This window comes from Streptomyces beigongshangae, from assembly GCF_019710745.1.
Classification (GTDB): domain Bacteria; phylum Actinomycetota; class Actinomycetes; order Streptomycetales; family Streptomycetaceae; genus Streptomyces; species Streptomyces beigongshangae.
The window spans coordinates 1-21,940 of record NZ_JAHKJW010000041.1; the positions used below are offsets into that span (position 1 = coordinate 1).

A 21,940-nucleotide genomic window follows, 5' to 3' on the forward strand; every position below is an offset into this window, starting at 1 on the left:
GGGAGGTGTGGGCCGGGCCGCCGGGACCGGCCGCGGCGCGACGGGAGGGGGCGGGGCGACGGGAGGGGGCGGGGCGACGGTCGGCGGGGCGGGCGAGGGCCGTGGCGGAGGAGGTGGCGTCGGCTCGGGAGTCGGCTCGGGGGCGGGTTCCGGCGGCGGCGGCTTCGGCGGCTTCGGCGGGGGAGGCGGCTCGGGCGTCGGGCTCGGCGGAGGAGGCGTCGGCGGCGGGCTCGGGCACGGGGGTGGGGGCGAGGGCGAGGGCGGGGGAGGAGGCGGCGGGGGTGGGGGCGTCGGGCAGGTGCCCGCCACGGCCACCGCCACCGTGCCACCGGGACCGGTGGAGGCGTACGCGCACGCGTCGGCGGCCGCGGGAGCCGGTGCGCCGCCCGCGATCCAGGTCAGGGTGATCAGCGCCAGCAGCCGTATGCCGAGGGTGATCCGGGACGGCGGTGTGGTTCGTAGGGGTCCAGACACGATCGGATCATCGTTCTCCGCACGCCTGTGGATCCGGGACTACCGGTGTAATTGCCCCGAAGGAGGGACAACCGGGCGTCACGCGGTTGTCGAACAGCGTGGGACGGCGTTCCCGAAGGGGTGACGGCCGGTCTCCCGGGCCCCGCCCTGAACAGGGCTCCCGGGCGTTACCGGAAAGAAATGTGCGCTCCCTTTGAACACTCACCGCACCCCCACCCGTACCTAGGGCCATACGCGGTGCTGAGGAGTGCCGCAACACCCTAAGCAGACAGCGGGAGTTACCAATGAAGACCTCCTGGCGGAGCGCCTCACTCGTAGCGTCAGCTGCGGCAGTGCTGGTGCTGACGACGGCGTGCGGTCAGGAAAAGGCAGACACTTCGACCGGCAGCCAGAACGTGGGCGCCGCGCCCGCGGCGGGTGGCTACGGCACGGCGGAAGCGGGGGCGAGCCCGGACACCGGAACGGGGGCCGCCGCCGCGGACGGCCAGGGTGTCGCGGCCCAGAGCGCCGGTCAGCTCGCCGTGGCGGACACCGAGCAGCTCGGCGAGGTGGTCACGGACAGCGCGGGCATGACGCTGTACCGCTTCGACAAGGACACGGCCGAGCCGCCGAAGTCCGCCTGCGAGGGCGAGTGCGCCGCGGCCTGGCCCCCGGTCCCGGCCTCGGGCGCCGCCGCCCCGATCGGCATCGACAAGGCCCTGCTCGGCGAGGTCACCCGGGCCGACGGCACGAAGCAGCTGACCATCGACGGCTGGCCGCAGTACCGGTTCGCGAAGGACACCAAGGCCGGTGACGTCAAGGGCCAGGGTGTGGGCGGCACCTGGTACGCCTCGGCCCCCACCGGCAAGAAGGCGTCCGCCGGGGGCGGCGGCGGGAGCGGCGCGGCGGCCGCGGACCTGCCCGGCCTGTCGACCCGCAACGACCCGGAGCTCGGCGAGGTCGTCGTCGACAAGAACGGCATGACGGTCTACCGCTTCGAGAAGGACACCCCGTGGCCGATGAAGTCGGCCTGCATCGGTGCGTGCCTGCAGAAGTGGCCGGTCGTCGAGCCGGTGGACGCCGCCGACACCAAGGGCATCGACAACAAGAACGACGGCCGGCGCGGCTACGTCGTCCTGAACCGCCCGGACGGACTCAAGCAGCAGAGCATCGACTGCTGGCCGCTCTACACCTTCGCGGGTGACAAGGAGCCCGGCGACACCAACGGCCAGGGCGTCGGTGGCACCTGGTACGCCATCTCCCCCGAGGGCAAGCCGCTCGGAAAGCCGAAGTAACCGCCCGGTTCGTCGCACCGGACGCGTCCGGCCGCCGCTTCGCCCCCTGCGCTCCGCACGGAGGGGGCGAAGCGGCTTTTTCACACCGGAACGGCGTCCGCCGCCACGTCCGGTGACTCTGAGCGATTCCCCGTCGATCTCTTTGGAACGCTTCGGGGTGATTTCGCAAGGCGTTCGTTCCAGCACGTGCCGGAGGCGGGGACGTTGAACGGACGGTCAATTTCCGTTTCCGCTCGCCCCATTGCCGGGCGATCAGTAGCCTCTGCTCGAACACCGGATCGTCTACGCCTTGGAGAGACAGATGGAGCGCCCCGCCTGGGCCCCGCGCGGCATCGACATCTCGGTGCCCAGTGTGAGCCGTGTCTACGACTACTACCTGGGCGGATCGCACAACTTCGAGACCGACCGCGAAGCCGCGCGCAGGGCCATGGAGTTCATACCGGGGCTCCCCAAGATCATGCAGGCGAACCGGGCGTTCCTGCGCCGCGCCGTGCGCTTCGCGGCCGGCGAGGGCATCACGCAGTTCCTGGACATAGGCTCGGGCATCCCGACCACCGGCAACGTCCACGAGGTCGCCCGCGGCGTCCGCCCGGACGCGCGCGTCGTCTACGTCGACCACGATCCGGTGGCCGTCGCGCACGGCGAGGCCGTGCTGGCCGGCGACGAGAACGCGGACGTCATCGCCGCCGACCTCCGCAAGCCCCGGGAGATCCTGTCGAGTCCGCGGCTGCGGCGGCTGACGGACCTGAATCAGCCGGTCGCGCTCCTTCTCGTTGCCATACTGCACTTCGTGGAGGACGAGGACGACCCGTACGGTGCCGTGGCGGAGCTGCGGGACGCGCTGGCGCCCGGCAGCCTGCTCGTCGTCACCCACGCCTCGTACGAGGGGATCCCGCTCCCCGCGGAGCGGGTCGCCGGTGCCGTCGAGGTCTACAAGGACATCCGAAACCCGCTGATCATGCGCTCGCGCGAGGACATCGCGCGGTTCTTCGAGGGGTACGACATGGTGGAACCCGGACTGGTGCCGATGCCGGACTGGCGGCCCGACCCGGCGTCCGAGGACGGGGATCCCTACTCCTCCTCGGGTCTCGCGGGCGTGGGGCGCGCGGCGTGAGCGCGGAGCCGGACGGGCCGGAGGACAGACTGCGCAGGTTCGCGACGATCTGGAGCCGGGCCGTCTTCCCGGTCACCGCCACGTCGCTGACCCGGCCGGAGTTCGAGCAGTGCCTCGTGCCGCTCGCCCGGCGGCTCAGCGAGGCACTGCGGGCCAGGACCTTCGAGGCGGCCGAGGGGCAGGCCGTCGGCGCCGCCCTCATCGGGGCGCACTGCACCGAGCCGGAGGCCCTCAGCGCCACGCTCGACTGCGTCGACGCCTACCTGGTGCTCTACTGCGGCGGGGACGGCCCGCGGGACGACCTGCGCGCCCGCTCGGCGCGGCTGCAGCACGCCATGGCCGCCGGGTTCGCCCGGGCGCTGCGGGAGCGGACGCTGGCCGAGCAGGAGGCCATCGCGCGCGCCGCCCTCCAGGCGCAGGGCCGCGTCGCGGACGCGCTGCACGCCACCGAGACGCGCTTCCGCGCGGTCTTCGAGGGCGCGGCCATAGGCATCGGCGTCGCCGACCTCGACGGCAACATCCTCCAGGTGAACAACGCCCTGCTGCGGATGTTCGGCGGCACCGAGCAGTCGATGCGCGGGCGCAGCGTCACCGACTGGACCCACCCCGAGGACGCCCCGCAGGTCTGGCGGCTCTACGAGGAACTGGTGCGCGGCGACCGCGAGCACTACCACGTCGAGAAGGCCTTCTACCGGCCCGACGGAACGGTCCTGTGGACCAACCTCACCGTCTCGCTGCTGCGCGACGCCGACGGCGCACCGCAGTACCAGCTGGCCCTCATGGAGGACACCACCGAGCGCAGGCTGCTCAACCTCCGGCTGCGGTACGAGGCGACGCACGACGCGCTCACCGGGCTGCCCAACCGCACCCTGTTCTTCGAGCGCCTGGACAAGGCCCTCTCCGCGGGCGACGGCATGCGCTTCGGCCTCTGCTACCTCGACCTGGACGGCTTCAAGACCATCAACGACAGCCTCGGCCACGCGGCGGGCGACCGGCTGCTCGTCGAGGTCGCCGACCGGCTGCAGTCCTGCGCGACCGCGCCGGGCGAGATGGTGGCCCGGCTCGGCGGCGACGAGTTCGTCGCCCTGACCACCGGGCCCGACACCGAGCAGGAGGTGGACGCGCTCGCCGACCGCATCATGAACGCCCTGGTCACCCCGGTCCGCATCGACGGCCGGGAGCTGACGGTCCGGGGCAGCATCGGTATCGTCGAGGGCCCGGTCGGCGAGCGCGGCGCGGCGGAGGTGCTGCGCAGCGCCGACATCACGATGTACCGGGCCAAGTCGGCGGGCGGCAACCGCTACGAGCTCGCCGACGCCGAGGCCGACGCCCGCGCGATCACCCGGCACGGGCTCACCACGTCCCTGCCCGCGGCGCTGGACCGGGACGAGTTCTTCATCGAGTACCAGCCGCTCGTCCACCTCGGGGACGGCAGTGTGCACGGCGCCGAGGCCCTCGTCCGCTGGCTGCACCCGCAGCACGGCGTGCTCGGCCCCGACCGGTTCATCCCGCTCGCCGAGCACACCGGGCTGATCGTCCCGCTGGGCCGCTGGGTGCTGGAGCAGTCGGTCCGCCAGGCCCGCCTCTGGCAGGAACGTCACTCCGAGGCCGGTCCGCTGCGCATCAACGTCAACCTCTCGCCGTGCCAGCTGACCCATCCCGGGCTGGTCTCCGACACGGTCGACATCCTGGAGCGCGCCGGCCTCGAACCGCACTCGCTCTGCCTGGAGGTCACCGAGTCCGCGCTCATCGGCGCCGACGACGACCTGCTCAAGCCGCTGCGCCGGCTCGCAGAGATGGGCGTCGACATCGCGCTCGACGACTTCGGCACGGGGTACTCGAACCTGGCCAACCTGCGCCGGCTGCCGGTCAGCATCCTGAAGCTGGACCGGTCCTTCACGCAGGGCATGCAGCAGTTCCCCGCCGACCCCGTCGATCTCAAGATCGTCGAGGGGATCGTCTCCCTCGCCCACAGCCTGGACCTCGCAGTCACGGTCGAGGGCGTGGAGACGGGGGCGCAGGCCGAGCAGCTGCGGATCCTGGGCTGCGACACGGCCCAGGGCTGGTACTACGCCCGGCCCGGACCGCCGGACCAGCTCCACGACCTGGCCCTGGTGGACGCCACGGGCTGACGCCCGCGCAGTTCCCCGCGCCCCTGAGAGATCGCCCAGCCGCAGGCGTCCTGCTTTCAGGGGCGCAGGGAACTGCGCGACCGGCCCCCACCGGCCCGCAGACGTGAGCGGTGCTCCGGAAGGACCCCGCTCACCGTTCGAGCAGCATGCGCTGGAGTTCGCGGGCCGCCCGCGGCGGAGCCACGTCGCTGCGGTGCGCCAGCGCGATCGTGCGGGCCAGCCCGGGACGGGCCAGCGGTGTCACCCGCAGCCCCCGCCCCGTCCGGGCCGCCACCATCCGCGGCACCACGGCCACCCCGAGCCCCGCCCGCACGAACCCCAGCACCGCGTCCATCTCCCCGCCCTCCACCGCGAGGTCCGGCTCGAACCCCGCGGAGCGGCACGCGGCGACGGTCAGCTCGCGCAGGTCGTACCCGTGGCGGAACATCACCATCCGCTCCCCCTCCAGATCCGCGATGTCCACGGTCCGCCGCCCGTGCCCGCGCCCGGGCGCCGGCGCCTCCGGGGACGACACCACGACCAGGTCCTCCCGCAGCACCTCCACCGTGGTCAGCGCGGGCGACGGCGTGGGCAGCGGCAGGACCACCAGGGCGAGGTCGAGCGCCCCGCGCGCCAGCTCCCGTACCAGGTCGTGCGAGCCCCCCTCCTCGATCAGCAGTCTGACCCCCGGGTACCGGTCGTGGAAGGCGCGCAGCACGTCCGGCAGCAGACCCGTGCACAGGCTCGGGGTCGCGCCCAGGCGCACCCGCCCGCTGCGCAGCTGGGCCAGTTCCTGCACCTCGTGCCGGGCCGTGTCCGCGTCCGCGAGGATGCGCCGGGCCAGCGGCAGCAGGGCCTCCCCGGCGTCCGTGAGCGTGATGTTCCCGCGCGCCCGCAGGAAGAGACCGGCCCCCAGCTCCCGCTCCAGCGCCTTGATCTGCTGGGAGAGCGAGGGCTGGGACACATGGACCAGCTCGGCGGCCCGGGTGAAGTGCCGGGTCTCGGCGACCGCCACGAAGTACTGGAGCTGCTGGAACTGCATCCCCCGATCCTACGCCGACGATAGGGAACGCCTATGGAAACGAGCCGGACCATGTCTTGGACCGATCGGCCCACCCGGCCGTAGCGTCGCTCCCATGGCTCTGGCAACGCGGACGGACCGAAAACCGTCCATGACGCGCACCATGTGGGACTCGTCCGTCGGCAAGAAGACCGTGATGGCCGTCAGCGGCCTGATCATGCTCGGCTACCTGGTCGTCCACATGCTGGGCAACCTGAAGATCTTCTTCGGACCGGACGACTTCAACCACTACGCGCACTGGCTGCGCACCCTCGGCGAGCCCCTCCTGCACCACGAGTGGGCGCTGTGGATCGTCCGCGTGGTCCTGGTCGCCGCCGTCGTCGCGCACGCCGTCTGCGCGTACCAGCTCAGCCGCCGCGACATCAGGGCGCGCCCCACGAAGTACGTGCACAGGAAGCCCCGGGCCAGTTACGCGACGCGCACCATGCGCTGGGGCGGGATCATCCTCGGCCTGTTCGTCGTCTGGCACGTCCTGGACCTGACGACCGGCACCGTGCACCCCGGCGGATTCCAGTCCGGGCACCCGTACCAGAACGTGATCGACACCTTCTCCACCTGGTACGGCAACGTCGTCTACATCGTCGCGATGCTCGCGCTCGGCCTGCACGTCCAGCACGGCTTCTGGAGCGCGGCACAGACCCTCGGCGTGGGCAGCCGCACCCGCGACCGGGCCCTCAAGACCATCGCCAACGTGCTCGCCGTGGTGCTGACGGCGGGCTTCGTCGCCGTACCCGTGGGCGTGATGACCGGAGTGGTGAGCTGACATGACCCCTGAAGCCGACACGACCCCCGAAGCCGGCACGACCTCCGGATCCGCCGCGTACGGGACGTTCGCCGGGTACACGACCGGAGAGCCGCTCGCCGACACCAAGGCCCCGAAGGGGCCGGTGAACGAGCGCTGGGACACCCGCCGCTTCGAGGCCGGGCTGGTCAACCCCGCGAACCGCCGCAAGCACACCGTGATCGTCGTCGGCACGGGCCTCGCGGGCGGCTCCGCCGGAGCCACCCTCGCCGAGCAGGGCTACCACGTCGTGCAGTTCTGCTACCAGGACTCCCCGCGCCGGGCCCACTCGATCGCCGCCCAGGGCGGCATCAACGCCGCGAAGAACTACCGCAACGACGGCGACTCCGTCCACCGGCTGTTCTACGACACCGTCAAGGGCGGCGACTTCCGGGCACGCGAGTCCAACGTGCACCGGCTCGCCCAGATCTCGGTGGAGATCATCGACCAGTGCGTCGCGCAGGGCGTGCCCTTCGCCCGCGAGTACGGCGGCCTCCTCGACACCCGCTCCTTCGGCGGCGTCCAGGTGTCCCGGACCTTCTACGCCCGAGGCCAGACGGGCCAGCAGCTGCTCCTCGGCGCGTACCAGGCGCTGTCCCGCCAGATCGCGGCCGGGAACATCGAGCTGCACGCCCGCACCGAGATGCTCGACCTGATCGTGGTCGACGGACGGGCGCGGGGCATCGTGGCCCGCGACCTGGTCACCGGGAGGATCGACACGTACTACGCGGACGCCGTCGTCCTGGCGACCGGCGGGTACGGCAACGTCTTCTACCTGTCGACCAACGCCATGAACTCCAACGCCACCGCCGTCTGGCGGGCGCACCGGCGCGGCGCCTACTTCGCCAACCCCTGCTTCACCCAGATCCACCCCACCTGCATCCCGCGCACCGGCGAGCACCAGTCCAAGCTGACGCTGATGAGCGAGTCGCTGCGCAACGACGGCCGCATCTGGGTGCCGAAGGCCAAGGGCGACGACCGGCCGGCGAACGAGATCCCCGAGGACGAGCGCGACTACTACCTGGAGCGCGTCTACCCGTCCTTCGGCAACCTCGTGCCCCGCGACATCGCCTCCCGCGCCGCGAAGAACGTCTGCGACGAGGGCCGCGGCGTCGGCCCCGGCGGACAGGGCGTCTACCTCGACTTCGCCGACGCCGTCCGGCGCATGGGCCGCAAGGCCGTCGAGGCCAGGTACGGCAACCTCTTCGACATGTACCGGCGGATCACCGACGAGGACCCGTACACCGTCCCGATGCGGATCTACCCCGCCGTGCACTACACGATGGGCGGCCTCTGGGTCGACTACGACCTGCAGACCACCGTCCCCGGCCTGTTCGCGATCGGCGAGGCCAACTTCTCCGACCACGGGGCGAACCGGCTCGGCGCGTCCGCGCTGATGCAGGGGCTCGCCGACGGCTACTTCGTCCTGCCGTCGACGATCAACGACTACCTCGCCCGCAACCCGCACCGCTCCGGCGACGACGAGGTGAACGACGAGCACCCCGCCGTCCAGGAGGTGCTGGCCGACACCGAGGACCGGCTGCGGCTGCTGCTCGCCGTCGACGGCGACCGCACCCCCGACTCCTTCCACCGCGAACTCGGCGAGCTGATGTGGGAGTTCTGCGGCATGGCGCGTACGGAAACGGGGCTGCGCAAGGCCCTGGAGCGCATCCCGCAGATCCGCGAGGAGTTCTGGCGGCGCATCAAGGTCCCCGGCACCGGCGAGGAGTTCAACCAGTCGCTGGAGAAGGCCAACCGGATCGTCGACTACCTGGAGCTCGCCGAGCTGATGTGCCTCGACGCGCTGCACCGCGAGGAGTCCTGCGGCGGCCACTTCCGCGAGGAGTCCCAGACCCCGGACGGCGAGGCGGCCCGCCGGGACGAGGAGTTCTCGTACGCGGCCGCCTGGGAGTTCACCGGCACCGGCGACGCGCCCGTCCTGCACAAGGAAGACCTCGTCTTCGAGTACGTCCACCCCACCCAGCGGAGCTACGCATGAAGCTCACCCTGCGCGTCTGGCGGCAGAAGAACGCCGGCGCCGACGGAGCGATGTCCACGTACGAGGTCGACGGCATCTCGGCCGACATGTCCTTCCTGGAGATGCTCGACACCCTCAACGAGGAGCTCATCCTCACGGGCGACGACCCCGTCGCCTTCGACCACGACTGCCGCGAGGGCATCTGCGGCGCCTGCTCGCTCGTCATCAACGGCGACGCGCACGGACCCGAGCGCACCACCGCCTGCCAGCTGCACATGCGGTCCTTCGAGGACGGCGACACGATCGACGTCGAGCCGTGGCGGGCGTCCGCCTTCCCGGTCGTCAAGGACCTGGTGGTCGACCGGACCGCCCTCGACCGGATCATCCAGGCCGGCGGGTACGTGACCGTCCCGACGGGCGCCGCGCCGGAGGCGCACGCCACGCCGGTGCCCAAGCCCGACGCGGACTTCGCGTTCGAGCACGCCGAGTGCATCGGGTGCGGGGCGTGCGTGGCGGCCTGCCCCAACGGGTCCGCGAGCCTGTTCACCTCGGCGAAGGTGAACCATCTGAACGTGCTGCCGCAGGGTGCGCCCGAGCGGGAGACGCGGGTGCTGGACATGGTGGGGCAGATGGACGCGGAGGGGTTCGGCGGGTGCACGCTCGCGGGCGAGTGCGCGACCGCCTGCCCCAAGGGGATTCCGCTGACGTCCATCACGGGGATGAACAAGGAGTGGCTGCGGGCCACTCGTAAGGCGTCCAGGCGGTAGCGCTCGGCCGCCTCCGTGAACAGCCCTCGGTTGTTTGCCGGGTGCGGGTGCGGGTGCGTGGGGGTCGGTCGCGCCGCGCGGCGGAGCCGCACACGGATACGGCCCCGCGCCCCTTACGGGGCCTCCGGCCCCTGGGATTCAGCCAGCTCACATTCTGGCTCTCTTCGCGGGTTACTCGGCGGTCAGCCGGGGTCGGGAGAACAGGAGCGCACGGGCCGTACGTCACGGCCCGCCGCGCCGCTCCGCCGCATCCGGCCTGTGACCAGGAGAGAGCCATGACCGGCGTTTCCACCCTCGACCGCCCTCCGCTGTCGGCGGCACCCGCCCGCTACACCGTCACCCTCGCCCGCGACGAGTCCGACGTCCGGGCCGCCCAGCGCCTGCGCCACGACGTCTTCGCCGGGGAGATGGGCGCCCTGCTCACCACTCCGCAGCCGGGCCTCGACATCGACCCCTTCGACGCGTACTGCGACCACCTGCTCGTGCGCGACACCACGACCGGCCAGGTCGTCGGCACCTACCGGCTGCTGCCGCCCGAGCGCGCCGCGGTCGCCGGACGGCTCTACTCCGAGAGCGAGTTCGACCTCGGCCCCCTCGACGGCATCCGCCCGGGACTCGTCGAGGTCGGCCGCTCCTGCGTCCACCCCGACCACCGCGACGGCGCGGTCATCGGCCTCATCTGGGCCGGCATCGCCCGCTACATGAGCGACGGCGGCCACGAGTGGCTGGCGGGCTGCTGCTCCCTCCCGCTCGCCGACGGGGGCGCGCTCGCCGCGGGCACCTGGGACCGGGTGCGGGGCAAGCACCTGGCGCCCGAGGAGTACCGCGTACGGCCGCTGCTGCCCTGGAACGCCGAGGGTGTCACCCGTCCCGCCCGTACCGAACTGCCCCCGCTCCTGCGCGGCTACCTGCGCCTGGGGGCCTGGGTCTGCGGGGAACCGGCCCACGACCCGGACTTCGGCGTCGCCGACCTGTACGTGCTGCTGTCGATGCGCCGGATCGACCCGCGCTATCTGCGGCACTTCCTCTCCCTCGTGCCCGCGTGATGAGCGCGCTCCGCACGGGCCTGATCCCGAGCCCCCGGCGAGGCGGCGCGCCGGCCGTTCCCCGGCCGGCCGCGCGGCCCGCGGCGGCGGCCCCGGCACCGCCCCCCGTTCCCGCGAGCGCCTGGCTGCCCAGGGCCCCCTGCGCACCGGAGACCTGCGTGGAGTCCGCGCACACGGCCGCCGCCGTACCGCGCGCCGTGCTGCGGCTGGTCTCGCTGCTGGCCGTGGTCGCCGCCGGGATCGCACTGATCCCGGCCGTCGGGCGGTTCCCCGCCGGAACGCGCGACCGGCTCGTCAGGGCGTGGTGCCGGACGATCGTGCGCACGGCGGGGGTACGCGTACGGAGCACCGGCGCGGCCCCGCCCCGCGGGGGCCTGCTGCTGGTGGCCAACCACATCTCCTGGCTGGACATCCCGCTGCTCGCCGCCGTCCGCCCCGGCCGGATGCTCGCCAAGGCCGAGATCAGGCGGTGGCCCGTGGCCGGGGCGCTCGTCGCGGGCGGCGGCGCGCTGTTCATCGAACGCGACCGTCTGCGCGCCCTGCCGGGGACGGTCGCGCGCGTCGCGGACACCCTGCGCGGTGGCGCGGCAGTCGTGGTCTTCCCCGAGGGCAGCACCTGGTGCGGCCGGGCCCGGGGCCGGTTCCGCGGGGCCGCCTTCCAGGCCGCCCTCGACGCGCGGGCGGCCGTCCAGCCGGTGCGGCTGCGCTACCGGTACGACGGGGGCGCGCCGGCCACCGTCCCCGCGTTCGTGGGCAGCGACTCGCTGCCCGCCTCGGTGTGGCGGGTCGTGACGGCCCGCGGCCTGGTGGCCGAGGTGGACGTCCGCCCGGTGCTCCCGCCGGGCGCGGCCCCCGACCGGCGGACGCTCGCCCGGACCGCCGAGGAGGCCGTCGCCCCCGCCGGTACCGCGCACCCCGCCCGCACCGCGTATCCGGCCGCCCGCACCGCGCACCCGGCCGCCCGGACGAACGCGGAAGCCCCCGCACACCTCTGACGAACCGTCACCGACGCGGGGTACCGTCCCGGCATGTACCCCGGAGCGTACGACCCCGCCAGGACGGCCGTCGTCACCGCGGACGGCGGCCGCAGCCTCACCTACGGGCAGTTGGAGGAGCGCTCCCTGCGGCTCGCGGACCACCTGCGCTCCGCCGGTCTGCGCGTCGGCGACCACCTGGCGCTCCTCGCCGACAACGACCCGCGCGTCCTGGAGGTCTACTGGGCCGCTCTCCGCTCCGGCCTCTACCTGACCGCGGTCAACCACCACCTGACCGCCGACGAGGCCGCCTACATCGTCCGCGACTGCGGCGCGCGGGCGCTGATCGTCTCCGCGCCCCTGGCCGGACTCGGCCGCGCGGTGCGCGCGGCGGTACCGGGACCCGCGCTGCACCTGGACTTCGACGACGGCTCCTACGAGCGGGCCCTCGCCGCCGCCTCGCCCGAGCCCCCGGCCCACCAGCCGCGCGGTGCCGACATGCTCTACTCGTCCGGCACCACCGGCCTGCCCAAGGGCATCGCGCCGACCCTGCCCGAGGGCGACGTCCGGAAGGAGAAGAGCACGTACCAGCTCCTCTTCCAGCCCATGTACGGCTTCGGCGAGGACTCCGTCTACCTCTGCCCGGCCCCGCTCTACCACGCGGCGCCCCTGCGCTTCTGCTTCGTGGTGAACGCGACCGGCGGCACGGTCGTCCTCATGGACTCCCTGACCTCCTTCGACCCGCGCGCGGCACTGGCGGCGATCGAACGGCACCGGGTCACGCACAGCCAGTGGGTGCCCACCATGTTCGTACGGATGCTGAAGCTGCCGGACGAGGTGCGCGACGCGTACGACGTGTCCTCGCTGAAGGTCGCCGTCCACGCAGCCGCGCCCTGCCCCGTCGAGGTCAAGCGGCGGATGATGGACTGGTGGGGCCCCATCCTGCACGAGTACTACTCGGCGACGGAGGGCAACGGGATCACCTTCGTGGGCCCCAGGGAATGGCTGCGCAAGCCCGGGACGGTGGGCCGCGGCGGATTCCTCGGCGAGCTGCGGATCTGCGACGAGGACGGCAGGGTGCTGCCCGCCGGCGAGACGGGGACCGTGTACTTCGAGCGCGACGAGCTCCCGTTCCGCTACCACGGCGACGAGGCCCGCACCCGGGAGGCGCAGCACCCCGACCACCCCCACTGGACGACGACGGGCGACATCGGGCACGTCGACGAGGACGGCTACCTGTTCCTCACCGACCGCAGGGCGTTCACCGTCATCTCCGGCGGCGTCAACATCTACCCCCAGGAGATCGAGGACTGCCTGACCCTGCACCCCCGGGTGGCCGACGTCGCGGTGATCGGCGTACCGGACGCGGAGATGGGCGAGGCGGTCAAGGCGGTCGTCCAGCCCGCCGCCGGCGCGACCCCCGGCCCCGCGCTCGAACGCGAACTCCTGGACTTCGTCCGGGCCCGCATCGCCCACTACAAGGCCCCCCGCAGCGTGGACTTCACGGACGAGCTGCCCCGCACCCCGACGGGCAAACTGGCCAAGTCCCGGCTGAGGGACGCCTACCGGTCCTGAGACGACGGGTGCGGCGGCCGGGCCGCCGCGAGGCCCGCGACCCGCGCCAGCCGCCGGTACGAGTCCAGCAGGGCCTCCCGGTCGTACGTGCTCGTCGTGACCAGCACCTCGTCCGCGGCCGTCTCCTTGAGCACTGTCTCCAGTTCGTGGGCCACCTGGTCCTCGGTGCCGGCGAGGTGGCCGGTGAGCCCCGCCTCGTAGAAGCCGCGCTCCCGCTCCGTCATGGCCGAGGTCTCGACGCGTCCGGCGGGCGGCAGCGGCGGGAACGTGCCGTGCGTGCGCGAGTACGCCATCGACCATGCCTCGGGGAGCAGCAGGCGGCGGGCCTCCTCGGGGGTCCCCGCGACCGAGACCGTGCCCGAGATCACGACATACGGCTCCCGCGCCCACACGGACGGGCGGAACGTCTCGCGGTAGTGGTCGACGCCGCGCCGCATCTTCTCGCGGTTCCTGAGGTCGCCGATCACCATCGGCAGGCCCGCCCGGGCGGCGATCGTGGCGCCCTCGCCCATGGCCAGCACGAACGGCGGAACGGCCAGGCCCTCCGCGGGGCGCGCCCGCACCCCGGTCGGGGACGTGCCGCGGAACCAGCCGAGCAGCTCGTCCAGCTGTGCCGCGAAGTCGTCGGCGACGTCCTTGTCCCGCCCCAGCGCCCTGCGCACGCCGTCCGTGAAGCCCACGGAGCGGCCCAGGCCCATGTCGACGCGGCCGGGGAACAGGGACTCCAGGACGCCGAACTGCTCGGCGACCACCAGGGGCTGGTGGTTGGGCAGCATCACCCCGCCCGTGCCCACCCGGATCGTGCGCGTCGCGGCGGCCACGGCGGCGGCCAGCACGGTCGGGGCGGACCCGGCGACCCCCGGCACGCCGTGGTGCTCCGAGACCCAGAACCGGTGGTAGCCGAGCCGTTCCAGGTCCTGGGCCAGCCGCACGGTGTCGCGCAGCGCCTCGGAGGCCGGGTGCCCCTCACGGGTGCGGGAGCGGTCGAGGACGGAGAAGCGGGTCGACGCGATCACTGAGCTCACGTGAGGTTCAACAGCGGGGGAGCCCCAGGATTCCCCGCCGAAGTGGTTTCGTCATTTTTGTGCACTAATGAGTAGTGATGAGTGGTGCTGCGTCGTGCTGCGTCGTGCTGCGTCGTCTGAAAGTCGTCATCCGCGACACCGGCCCCGGAGGAACCGTGGACGTCACCTTCGGCGTATGGGCGCTGACCGTCGCCGTGCTCTGCGCGCTCGTCGCCGTGGACTTCCTCGTCGGACGCACACCCCATGACGTCTCCCTCAGGGAGGCGGGCGTCTGGACCGGCGTCTGGATCGCGCTCGCGGTGGCGTTCGGCGCCGGGCTGCTGGTCGTCTCCGGCGGCGGCCCGGCGGGCGAGTTCTTCGCCGGGTACATCACGGAGAAGTCGCTCAGCGTCGACAACCTCTTCGTCTTCGTGCTGATCATGGCGAAGTTCTCGGTGCCGTCCCCGTACCAGCAGCGGGTGCTGATGGTCGGCGTACTGGTGGCGCTGGTGCTGCGCACCGTCTTCATCGCGGCCGGCGCCGCGATCATCGCCACGTTCTCCTGGGTCTTCTACCTCTTCGGGGCGTTCCTGATCTGGACCGCGTGGAAGCTCGTCCAGGACGCCCGCAAGGGCCACGGGGAGGGACACGGGGGGAATCACGAGGAGTACGAGGAGAACAAACTGCTCAAGGCCGTCGAGCGGCGCTTCGGGGTGGCCGACCGCTACCACGGCACCAGGCTGTGGGTGGAGCAGGGCGGCAAGCGGGTGATGACCCCGATGCTGGTGGTCATGCTGGCGATCGGCTCCACGGACGTCCTGTTCGCCCTGGACTCCATCCCCGCCATCTACGGCCTCACCGAGGAGCCGTACATCGTCTTCACCGCGAACGCCTTCGCGCTGATGGGCCTGCGGCAGTTGTACTTCCTGATCGGCGGGCTGCTGAAACGGCTCGTCCACCTCAGTTACGGACTGTCGGTCATCCTCGGCTTCATCGGCGTCAAGCTGGTGCTGCACGCCCTGCACGAGTCGGGGGTGCACGTCCCGGAGATCGGTATCCCGTTCTCGCTCGGCTTCATCGTCCTGGTGCTCGCGGTGACGACCCTCACCAGCCTGCGGGCCTCGAAACGGCGGGCGGAGGGGACCTCCTAGGACGGCGCGGGAGCGGGAAGGCCGGACCTGGGCGGCACCGGCGGCCCCGCGCCAGATGCGGGACCGCCGGTGCGTGCGTCCGGGGCGGGGCGGCCGTCAGTCCGTGTCCTCCAGCCGGAAGCCGACCTTCAGGCCCACCTGGTAGTGCTGGACCTGCCCGTTCTCGATCTGTCCCCGGACCTGCGTGACCTCGAACCAGTCGAGGTTGCGCAGGGTCTGCGAGGCCCGGGAGATCCCGTTGCGGATCGCCTGGTCCACGCCCTCGTGCGAGGTCCCGACGATCTCGGTGACCCGGTAGGTGTGGTCGGACATGCGGGTTGCTCCTCTCCGCCGTGGCCCGTGTGCCACGCGTCATTCCACGGTGCCCCAAGGGGCGGGGGACCGCGAGATGTGGGCCCGGGGGACACGGGTCCCCGCGGGCTCCGGCCCGGTGCGGATCACCGGACCGTGCTCAGCGACAGCGCGAACCTCCCTCCGGCGTCCGTCCACCAGTGGGTGAGCCCGAGTCCGGCCGCGGCCAGCTCCGCGCGTACGCCCTCCTCGCGGAACTTCGCCGAGACCTCGGTGCGCATCTCCTCGCCCGCGGCGAACTCGACGGCGAGACCGAGCGCGGGGATCTTCACGGTCAGCGCCGAACGGGCGCGCAACCGCATCTCGATCCACTCCCGCCCGGGGTCCCAGCGGGCGACGTGGTCGAACCCGTCGGGGTCGAAGTCCGCGCCCAGCTCACGGTTGACGACGGCCAGCACGTTCTTGTTGAACGCGGCCGTCACCCCCGCCGCGTCGTCGTACGCCGCGACGAGGACCGACTCGTCCTTCACGAGGTCCGTGCCGAGGAGCAGCGCGTCGCCGGGCGACAGCAGGGACCGCACGGACGCCAGGAACGCGGCACGTTCGGCGGGCAGCAGGTTGCCGATCGTGCCGCCCAGGAACGCCACCAGCCGCGGCCCGGGCGTGGCGGGCAGCGTGAGACCGCCGGTGAAGTCGGCGATCAGCGCGTGCACGTGGAGCGAGGGACGCCCGGCGGCCAGTGCCCCACCGGCCTGCGCGAGCGCGCTCCCGCTCACGTCCACCGGTACGTAGGTGCGCAGACCGGGCAGTGCGTCGAGCAGGTACCCGGTCTTCTCGGACGAGCCGGAGCCCAGCTCCACCAGGGTGCGGGCGCCGGTCGCCGCGGCGATCTCCGGGGCCCGGCCGGCCAGGATCTCGCGCTCGGCGCGGGTGGGGTAGTACTCGGGCAGCGCGGTGATCTCCTCGAAGAGCTCGCTGCCGAGCGCGTCGTAGAACCACTTGGGCGGGAGTGTCTTCGGGGTGCGGGTCAGACCGTCCAGGACGTCGGCGCGCAGCGCGGCCCCGGTGGCGTCCTCGGGCAGGGTGCGGGTGATCAGGAACGGACTCACGTACGGGGCTCCTCGCTCGTCACACACGCCGGTGTCACACATGTCGGTGCCGCGGATGCCGGCGTCATGGGCACCGGTGCCATGGATGACGGTGCCTTGGATGCCGGTGGCATGGATGACGGGTGTTCGCCGGCCTCCCCGAGCGGGGTGAGCAGGAGGTCCGTGCGGCTCGCGGTGAGCAGTGTGCGGTCCGGCACCTCCCGCCAGTGCGGATCGTCGTCGTAGGGCTCGGACGCGACGACGGTGCGCCGGCCGGGCCCGGTCAGGTACCAGAGGGTGTCGCCCCAGGCGGTGGCCGCGATCACCTCCCCGTCGGTGAGCAGGAGGTTGAGCCGGGAGCCGGGTGCCGCCGCCGCCACGTCGAGGACCGTGCCGGCGAGCGCCCGGCCCACCTCGGCGCCGCCGCGCAGCCGGTTCAGGAGCAGCGCCCAGACGAGCGCCGAGTCGCAGCGCGCCTCCATCGACAGCAGGTCCTCGGCGGGCAGCGTCCGGGCGAGCGGGGCCAGGGAGCGCGGCCAGCCGGCGATCGCCCCGTTGTGGCTGAACAGCCAGGTGCCCGCGGCGAACGGCGCCGCCGCGGCCTCCCCGTCCGCGCCCGCCAGGGTCGCGTCGCGCACCGCCGCGAGGAGCGCGCCCGAGCGCACCACCCGCACCAGGTCGGCGAAGGACCCGTCGGCCCAGACCGGCCCGGCGCGCCGGTAGCGCGCGGGCACCGGGTCCCCCTCGGCGTACCAGCCGACACCGAAACCGTCGGCGTTGACGGTCCCGTGCCGCTGGCGCCGGGGCGCCCACGACTGGCGGTACAGACTGTGCGCCGGGGCCACGAGGAGCCGCCCCAGCGGCTCCGCGGGCCCCAGGTACGCCAGATGACGGCACATCAGGCGCTGTCCGCGGCGGCGTCCCGCGCGGTGCGGAACCCGGCGAAGATCTGCCGCCGCACCGGGTGGTCCCAGTTGCGGAACGTCCCCCGGCAGGCCACCGGGTCCACCGCGAACGAACCGCCGCGCAGCACCTTGTGCTCCGAGCCGAAGAACACCTCCGAGTACTCCCGGTAGGGGAAGGCCCGGAAGCCCGGATAGGGCAGGAGGTCGCTGGAGGTCCACTCCCACACGTCACCGATCAGCTGGCGCACCCCCAGCGGTGACTGGCCCTCCGGGTAGCTGCCGGCCGGCGCCGGACGCAGATGGCGCTGGCCGAGGTTGGCGTGCTCGGGTGTGGGGTCGGCGTCGCCCCACGGATAGCGCGTCGAGCGGCCGGTCTCCGGGTCGTGCCGGGCCGCCTTCTCCCACTCGGCCTCGCTGGGCAGCCGGCGCCCCGCCCAGCGCGCGTACGCGTCGGCCTCGTACCAGCTGACGTGCAGCACCGGCTCGTTCGGCGGTACGACCTCGGTGACGCCGAAGCGCCGCCGCAGCCAGGTGCCGCCGTCGCGGCGCCAGAACAGCGGCGCCCCGATGGAGTGCGCCCGGATGTGGGACCAGCCCTCCGGCGCCCACCAGCGCTCGTCGGTGTAGCCGCCGTCCGCGATGAACGCCTGGTACGCCCCGTTGGTGACCGGGGTGGTGTCGATGTGGAACGGCGGCACCAGACGGGTGTGCGCGGGCCGTTCGTTGTCCAGTGCCCACGGTTCGGTGGACGTGCCCATCGTGAACGGGCCGCCCGGTACCAGCACTTCGGCCGGACCGGTGAACGCGCGCGCGGGCATCGGGTCCGGCGCCGTCAGGGCCGTCGGCCCCCTGCGCAGCTGATGGGTGATCAGCATGGTCTCGTCGTGCTGCTGTTCGTGCTGGGCGACCATGCCGAAGGCGAAACCGGCCTCGGTCAGCGGGGTGCCCCGCAACGCGGTGCCCTCCAGGACGTCGAGGGCCCGCCCGCGTACCTCGGCGGCGTAGCGCCGCGCCTCGGCCGGCGGCAGCAGGGGCAGGGAGGGCCGCTCGGCGCGCGGGTGCTCGAACGCGTCGTACAGGCCGTCGATCTCGGGCCGCAGGGCGGCACGGCCCGCGACCGCCCGCAGCAGCCACAGTTCTTCCTGGTTGCCGATGTGGGCGAGGTCCCACACCAGTGGCGACATCAACGGCGAGTGCTGCGCGGTCAGTTCGGGGTCCTCGACGCAGGACGTCAGGAGCGCGGTGCGCTCGCGGGCGGTGAGCAGCGCCGCCAGCGCACGCTTCCTGAGCACCTCCGGGTCGAGGAGCGCGGTGTCGGTACCGGGATCGGTCATGGGCGGATGTCCCTCCCGTGGGGCCGGTGTTCCGTGCCGTCGGACCGGGGGGCCGTGCCATGGCCGGTGAAGCGGCCGGGGCGGTCGAGGAGGCCGGGGTGGTCGAGACGGTCGAGGAGGTCGTCGGCGGGGCAGCGGCCCCGGGCCACGTAGCGGTCGGTGAACTCCGCGACCGCCCGCCGCACCCCGGCGCTCGCGCCGATCCGGGGCAGCGCCTCGGCCGCCGCCGCGAAGCAGACGGTGGCCGCCTCCCGCAGCTCGGGGTCGGCGAGACCCGAGCGGGCGGCCGTCGTCCACAGCGCGTTGCGCGGGGCGGGCACGGACCCGGCCCGTTCGGCGAGCGGTTTCACCGCCCGGTAGGCGGTCTCGGCGGCCTCCGGATCGTCGAAGAGCGCCGCGGCCACGGCGAGCGGCACGATCCAGCCGTCCTCGCCCGGCTGCGCGTCGATCATGCGCAGTTCCAGATGGCCCTGCGCGCGCACCGGCGGGAACAGGGTCGTCCGGTGGTAGTCGAGGTCCTCCCGGCCGGGCGGCGCGCCGGACCGCGTCCAGGCGCGGAAACTCAGTCCCTCGGGCACCTCCCAGGGGCCGCTCGGCTTCCGTACGCACATCACCGGCGCGTCCAGGACGTGCCGTGCCCAGGCCGCCCGCGGGTCGCCGTCGAGGGGCGGGGCGCTCGTGCGGCCGGGGTCCATCGCGGCCCACAGGGACTGCCGGGTGGAGCGCCAGCCCGTGGGCCTGCCCCGCACCAGGGGGGAGTGGGCGAACGCGCCCACCAGCACCGCGCCCAGCTGGTGGGCCAGCCACCAGCGCCGCCCGAGGCCGAGGGGCCCCGGCTCCTCGTACCCGGCGTCCAGGCAGACCTGCACGGAGGCGGAGGAGCACATCATGGCGCGGCCCTCGGGGCCCGTACGGTCGAGGCATGCCTCCATGGCGTCGTAGCGCGGCTCGCGGAGGAACCGGACGGGTTCCCTCCAGGGATCGTGGCCCGCTCCGCTGAGGGCGAGGCCGTGCTCGCGCAGGACCGCGCGTACGGCGTCGAGGTCGGCGGAGACCGATCCGACGCAGCGGGTGAGGGAGGTGGCGGGGGCGGAGCTGAGCTCCAGCTGGCCGCCCGGTTCGACGGTGAGCGCCGAATCCAGGGGCAGGGCCCGCAGTGCGGCGAGGGCCGCTTCGAGACGTTCGGGTGGTACGGGGAGCCGCGGGTGCCGCGGATCGTGGACGAGCCATTCGAGCTCCACACCGAGCAGGCGGGGCGGTCCGGTCTTGAAGCAGATGCCGCGGACCAGTGCCTCCACCTCGGCCTCGGTGACGGCGGAGCGCCGGGACTCCGTACAGTCACTCACCGAATCGGACATGTCGGGATCCTCCTGAGGTTCCATCCATGCCGTCGGCCCTGTTCCGGACGGGTCGGGCCGACAGGCGCTCGTCCTACCCAAGACCCTTGCGGTGATTCGCACAAGAGTGCCTATGGGGGCCTTCGTGCGTCGGGAAACCCTGTTGCGGCGTCCTACCAGGATCACTCACCATGCGTTCATGAGCACGACGGGGGACGCGGTGAGGGACACGGCGGGGGACCTGGCGGGGGGACCGTGGGAGAGCGCGCGGCGCGCGGTCATGGCGCCTACAGGGGTGGCGCCATGAGCGCCCGCCTGCGCGCGATCGCGCGGCACACGGAGGAGATCGTCGCGGCGGGTTCGTACCGCGCGTCCGACGGGCGCGAGGTGTCGATCGCCGCGGCGGTGGCCGCCGCCCGCGAGGGCACCCGGATGTACGGGCCGGAGCCCGTGGAGGTCCCGCGCCCCGGTCCCGGCGCCCCGCTGCCGCGCCCGGTGGACACGTCCTTCGAGGTCACGGGGGAGAGCAGCCTCCAGGCGGCGAGCCGGCTGACCGGTCCGGTCGCCGTACTGAACTTCGCGTCGGCCCGCAACCCCGGCGGGGGATACCTGAACGGCGCGCAGGCCCAGGAAGAGGCCCTCTGCCGGGCCTCGGCGCTCCACTCGTGCGTGGTGCGGGCCCGCGGCTTCTACGACCACCACCGGACGCACCGCGATCCCTTCTACACCGACCGCGTGATCCACTCACCGGCCGTCCCGGTCTTCCGCGACGACCGGGGAGCACTCCTCGACGAGCCGTACACCGCCGGGTTCCTGACCGCCGCCGCACCGAACGCCGGAGTGATCGCACGCACCGCGCCGGAGCGCGTGCCCGAGCTGCCGCGCGCCCTCGCCTCCCGTGCCGAGCGGGTGCTGGAGACGGCCCTGGCGCACGGTTACCGCCGGCTCGTGCTCGGGGCCTGGGGCTGCGGGGTCTTCCGGAACGACCCCGCGCAGGTCGCGGGCGCCTTCCGCGCACTGCTCGGGGACGGCGGCCGCTTCTCCGGTTCCTTCGAACACGTCGTGTTCGGTGTCCTGGACCGTACGGGGGGAGCGGTGGTCCGGGGCGCCTTCGAGCGGGCGTTCAAGGCCCCTCAGCGCCAGCCGTAGCGCTCCCGCAACCGGTGCACCACCAGGTTGAACCGCATCCGGTCCAGCGCGCACGCCTCCCGGCGCATCCCCTTCTCGTGCAGCCGCAGCACCCGGTCCACGCCCACCCACGAGTCGCGCCCCGACCGGTCCCACGGCCCGCTGCCGATCGGCACCCACTCCCGGTCGCCGTCGCGCCGCCTGCTGGACAACCGCACGGCGAGGAACGTGCCGGCGGCCTCCCGGGCGACCACCAGCAGCGGCCGGTCCTTGCCCCGTCCGTCGTTCTCCTCGTAGGGCACCCAGGTCCAGACGATCTCCCCCGGATCCGGGTCCCCGTCGTGTGCGGGCGAGTACTCGGTCCGTACGGGCCCGACCCGCCGGGGATCGGCCTCGACCGTGGCGGAGGGCCCGGACCGCCCGGGGACGTCGGCCACGGAGGGCGCGAAGGGCCCGGAGGAGACGGAGGAGGCGGAGGAGGCGGAGGAGACGGAAGAAGCAGGGGAAGCGGGGGAAGCAGTCACGTC

Annotated in this window: 19 protein-coding genes and 1 pseudogene; 11 read left to right on the top strand and 9 right to left on the bottom strand. The window is 73.2% G+C overall.

Annotated elements, in window-relative coordinates; genetic code table 11:
- Nucleotides 1-355 (bottom strand): annotated as a pseudogene (locus KM933_RS27220) (hypothetical protein); the annotation flags it as partial.
- 403 nt (nt 356-758) lie between these two features.
- On the opposite strand from KM933_RS27220, the gene KM933_RS27225 reads away from it, so the two are divergent.
- From KM933_RS27225 to KM933_RS27235, 3 genes are all read left to right on the top strand, one after another.
- On the top strand, nt 759-1,748 hold the full coding sequence (locus KM933_RS27225) for an SCO0930 family lipoprotein (RefSeq protein WP_221356832.1): 990 nt from the start codon (nt 759-761) through the stop codon (nt 1,746-1,748).
- Between the two features lie 301 nt (nt 1,749-2,049).
- On the top strand, nt 2,050-2,862 hold the full coding sequence (locus KM933_RS27230; protein ID WP_221357021.1) for an SAM-dependent methyltransferase: 813 nt from the start codon (nt 2,050-2,052) through the stop codon (nt 2,860-2,862).
- A complete protein-coding gene (locus KM933_RS27235) occupies nt 2,859-4,994 on the top strand; it encodes a putative bifunctional diguanylate cyclase/phosphodiesterase (RefSeq protein ID WP_221356845.1) in 2,136 nt (711 codons plus the stop codon). Before KM933_RS27230 ends, KM933_RS27235 begins: the two co-directional genes overlap by 4 nt.
- Nucleotides 4,995-5,124: 130 nt before the next feature.
- Here the strand turns inward: KM933_RS27235 and KM933_RS27240 are convergent, their stop codons facing one another.
- Nucleotides 5,125-6,015, bottom strand: a complete 891-nt coding sequence (locus KM933_RS27240) for a LysR family transcriptional regulator (RefSeq protein ID WP_221356847.1) — start codon at nt 6,013-6,015, stop codon at nt 5,125-5,127.
- A gap of 94 nt (nt 6,016-6,109) precedes the next feature.
- Between KM933_RS27240 and KM933_RS27245 the strand changes: the two genes are divergently transcribed.
- The 6 genes from KM933_RS27245 (at nt 6,110) to KM933_RS27270 (ending at nt 13,175) form a co-directional block, all read left to right on the top strand.
- Nucleotides 6,110-6,817, top strand: coding sequence for a succinate dehydrogenase (locus KM933_RS27245; protein ID WP_221356848.1), 708 nt, complete (start codon nt 6,110-6,112; stop codon nt 6,815-6,817).
- 1 nt (nt 6,818) lies between these two features.
- The gene (locus KM933_RS27250; RefSeq protein WP_221356850.1) at nt 6,819-8,834 is read left to right on the top strand and encodes a fumarate reductase/succinate dehydrogenase flavoprotein subunit; all 2,016 of its coding nucleotides are present in this window, start codon (nt 6,819-6,821) and stop codon (nt 8,832-8,834) included.
- Nucleotides 8,831-9,580, top strand: a complete 750-nt coding sequence (locus KM933_RS27255) for a succinate dehydrogenase/fumarate reductase iron-sulfur subunit (RefSeq protein WP_221356852.1) — start codon at nt 8,831-8,833, stop codon at nt 9,578-9,580. The genes KM933_RS27250 and KM933_RS27255 overlap by 4 nt, the downstream gene beginning before the upstream one ends.
- 275 nt (nt 9,581-9,855) lie before the next feature.
- Complete coding sequence (locus KM933_RS27260; protein ID WP_221356854.1) at nt 9,856-10,626, top strand: GNAT family N-acetyltransferase; 771 nt, start codon at nt 9,856-9,858, stop codon at nt 10,624-10,626.
- A gap of 158 nt (nt 10,627-10,784) precedes the next feature.
- Nucleotides 10,785-11,621 carry a lysophospholipid acyltransferase family protein gene (locus KM933_RS27265; protein WP_308013563.1) on the top strand — a complete coding sequence of 279 codons (837 nt, stop codon included), beginning with the start codon at nt 10,785-10,787 and terminating at the stop codon, nt 11,619-11,621.
- Between the two features lie 33 nt (nt 11,622-11,654).
- On the top strand, nt 11,655-13,175 hold the full coding sequence (locus KM933_RS27270; RefSeq protein WP_221356858.1) for an acyl-CoA synthetase: 1,521 nt from the start codon (nt 11,655-11,657) through the stop codon (nt 13,173-13,175).
- On the opposite strand, the gene KM933_RS27275 is transcribed toward KM933_RS27270, so the two are convergent.
- Entirely contained in the window at nt 13,163-14,200 is a 1,038-nt protein-coding gene (locus KM933_RS27275; protein ID WP_221356860.1) for an LLM class flavin-dependent oxidoreductase, read from the bottom strand. The genes KM933_RS27270 and KM933_RS27275 overlap by 13 nt on opposite strands.
- 155 nt (nt 14,201-14,355) lie before the next feature.
- Here KM933_RS27275 and KM933_RS27280 point away from each other — a divergent pair, with 155 nt between their 5' ends.
- On the top strand, nt 14,356-15,330 hold the full coding sequence (locus KM933_RS27280; RefSeq protein ID WP_221357023.1) for a TerC family protein: 975 nt from the start codon (nt 14,356-14,358) through the stop codon (nt 15,328-15,330).
- 96 nt (nt 15,331-15,426) lie between these two features.
- Here KM933_RS27280 and KM933_RS27285 read toward each other — a convergent pair whose 3' ends face one another.
- The 5 genes from KM933_RS27285 to egtA form a co-directional block, all read right to left on the bottom strand.
- Nucleotides 15,427-15,642: a dodecin gene (locus tag KM933_RS27285; protein ID WP_221356862.1), complete on the bottom strand. Its 216-nt coding sequence runs from the start codon at nt 15,640-15,642 to the stop codon at nt 15,427-15,429.
- Nucleotides 15,643-15,767: 125 nt separating this feature from the next.
- Nucleotides 15,768-16,730 carry an L-histidine N(alpha)-methyltransferase gene (egtD, locus tag KM933_RS27290; protein ID WP_221356864.1) on the bottom strand — a complete coding sequence of 321 codons (963 nt, stop codon included), beginning with the start codon at nt 16,728-16,730 and terminating at the stop codon, nt 15,768-15,770.
- Nucleotides 16,727-17,608, bottom strand: a complete 882-nt coding sequence (gene egtC / locus KM933_RS27295; protein ID WP_221356866.1) for an ergothioneine biosynthesis protein EgtC — start codon at nt 17,606-17,608, stop codon at nt 16,727-16,729. The genes egtD and egtC overlap by 4 nt, the downstream gene beginning before the upstream one ends.
- On the bottom strand, nt 17,608-18,948 hold the full coding sequence (egtB, locus tag KM933_RS27300; protein ID WP_221356868.1) for an ergothioneine biosynthesis protein EgtB: 1,341 nt from the start codon (nt 18,946-18,948) through the stop codon (nt 17,608-17,610). Before egtB ends, egtC begins: the two co-directional genes overlap by 1 nt.
- Nucleotides 18,945-20,306 (bottom strand): ergothioneine biosynthesis glutamate--cysteine ligase EgtA, encoded by a 1,362-nt coding sequence (gene egtA / locus KM933_RS27305; RefSeq protein WP_221356870.1) that lies wholly within the window; start codon nt 20,304-20,306, stop codon nt 18,945-18,947. The genes egtB and egtA overlap by 4 nt, the downstream gene beginning before the upstream one ends.
- Before the next feature lie 282 nt (nt 20,307-20,588).
- Here egtA and KM933_RS27310 point away from each other — a divergent pair, with 282 nt between their 5' ends.
- Complete coding sequence (locus tag KM933_RS27310) at nt 20,589-21,434, top strand: TIGR02452 family protein (RefSeq protein WP_221356872.1); 846 nt, start codon at nt 20,589-20,591, stop codon at nt 21,432-21,434.
- Here the strand turns inward: KM933_RS27310 and KM933_RS27315 are convergent.
- Nucleotides 21,419-21,850 carry a type II toxin-antitoxin system PemK/MazF family toxin gene (locus KM933_RS27315; protein WP_221357025.1) on the bottom strand — a complete coding sequence of 144 codons (432 nt, stop codon included), beginning with the start codon at nt 21,848-21,850 and terminating at the stop codon, nt 21,419-21,421. The two genes, KM933_RS27310 and KM933_RS27315, sit on opposite strands and share 16 nt — an antisense overlap.
- Between the last annotated feature and the right edge of the window lie 90 nt (nt 21,851-21,940).